Here is a 1,562-nt window from a genome sequence, read left to right as displayed (position 1 = left end):
GAAATAACAGCATCGACAGCTGTTAATGTTCCGCCAACGAGTAATGCACTTGCTTCATGCATATTTGGAAACATTGGTGTATCTTCTGTTCCAAGTCCATATGTCATCGCAATTGATTTTTCTAACTTACCTTCTCCAGCACGTTTTACCGCATTTATGTACTCCGCTGTATGAACGTAGGCAATCTCTTCATCTGTAGCCATCCGTGGCGCGATGACTTGAGAGGGAGAGATAAAACCGCTCTTTTGTAATAAATCATACGTAAGTGTGACGCGTAGTTGGTTAAAAGGATGATCAGGGCTAAATGAATAGCCCCGAAAGTCATCCGAATAAATGAAGGCGCTACTCATGCTTGCATCCCCATTATGTTCGGCCATAAAACACGATAGCCTTCTGTTTCAAGTGCTTCAATCACCCTTAAAGGATTCATCGTTTGAATGCGGAAAACGAGTACTTTATCATTCTCATCTTTTGCTGGGTAGACGAGAACGCTCACAATATTTATTTGTAAATCACTAAAAATAGCAACGACTTTTCCAAGAATACCAGGTTCATTTTTTACTTGAATTTCAATTTGTGAACTCGGTTGATGAGCTCCTGTTAATTTTACTAACGTGTGCAGCACTGTAGATTCAGAAATGATACCTACGAGTTTTCCAGCTTTCGTAACAGGAAGACAGCCTATTTTATTTTCAAAAAATAAAGTCGCAATTTCCTCAACGAAATCGAGAGGGTGACAAGTCATAACAGGGTGTTTCATTATGAGTTCAAGCGGTTGCTTCAGCATATCGAGTGAAACTTGTTCATCTAAAATAGACGGACTTGCATCTCTTACATCCCGATCAGAAATAATGCCTACGACATGATTATTTTGATCGACAATTGGAATGTGCCGAATGCCTTTCGTACGTATCGTTCGGATTGCTGTTTCAATTGTATCGTTTGGATGCAGTGTTACTACATCTTGATTCATAATTTCTTCTACAATCATTCCAGTTGCCCCCTTTATTAATACATAAAACGATTGTGAAAACGTAGACGATCGAATGCTTGAATGGAATCCGTATCAACACGTTTACCGATGCGGACCATTAAACAGTTGGCAGGATGTGAACAAATTTCAGGATCGTCTGTAGCCATCCATTGTAAACCACCAGCATTCATCATTTTTTCCATTACTTTTCGGTATTCCCAAACATTTAAGCCTGTTTGTTTTAAATCCCAGTGCCAATAATATTCAGTCGTTAATATAATGTAATCTTCCATATGATCGTCCATCATTGAAACTTCTAATAAATTTTTTCCGACAGAGCAACCACGAAAGGCTGGGACAACTTCAATCGCCCCGAGTTCAATTAAGTTTTCAATCTTTCCTTCTGACCATCGCTCGAGCGGATCAGGATATAAGTATGTAACATACCCAACGATCGTTTGGTCATGTCTAGCAATAATGAGACGAGCTTCTGGTAATTTAGAAATTTCGACAATTGCTTTATATTGCTGCTCGGCAGGACGAAACGCAATTAAGTCTGGATGAAATTCATACATTTCAAGATTATGTG

General features: G+C 39.1%; 2 protein-coding genes and 1 pseudogene. All 3 read right to left on the bottom strand.

The window, feature by feature from the left end:
* Positions 1–350 (bottom strand): annotated as a pseudogene (locus WA225_RS24655) (acetoin utilization protein AcuC); the annotation flags it as partial.
* Positions 347–991: an acetoin utilization AcuB family protein gene (locus WA225_RS24650; protein ID WP_000634567.1), complete on the bottom strand. Its 645-nt coding sequence runs from the start codon at positions 989–991 to the stop codon at positions 347–349. The gene WA225_RS24650 and the pseudogene WA225_RS24655, both read right to left, overlap by 4 nt.
* 17 nt (positions 992–1,008) lie before the next feature.
* Positions 1,009–1,562, bottom strand: a 554-nt coding sequence (acuA, locus tag WA225_RS24645) for an acetoin utilization protein acetyltransferase AcuA (RefSeq protein WP_422610017.1), incomplete at its 5' end; no start/stop codon positions are given.

The sequence above is a fragment of the Pseudomonas sp. genome, assembly GCF_049300855.1.
Taxonomy (GTDB): domain Bacteria; phylum Pseudomonadota; class Gammaproteobacteria; order Pseudomonadales; family Pseudomonadaceae; genus Aquipseudomonas.
The sequence above is the reverse complement of the archived record's forward strand: the minus strand, read 5'-3'. Positions and strand labels throughout refer to the sequence as shown.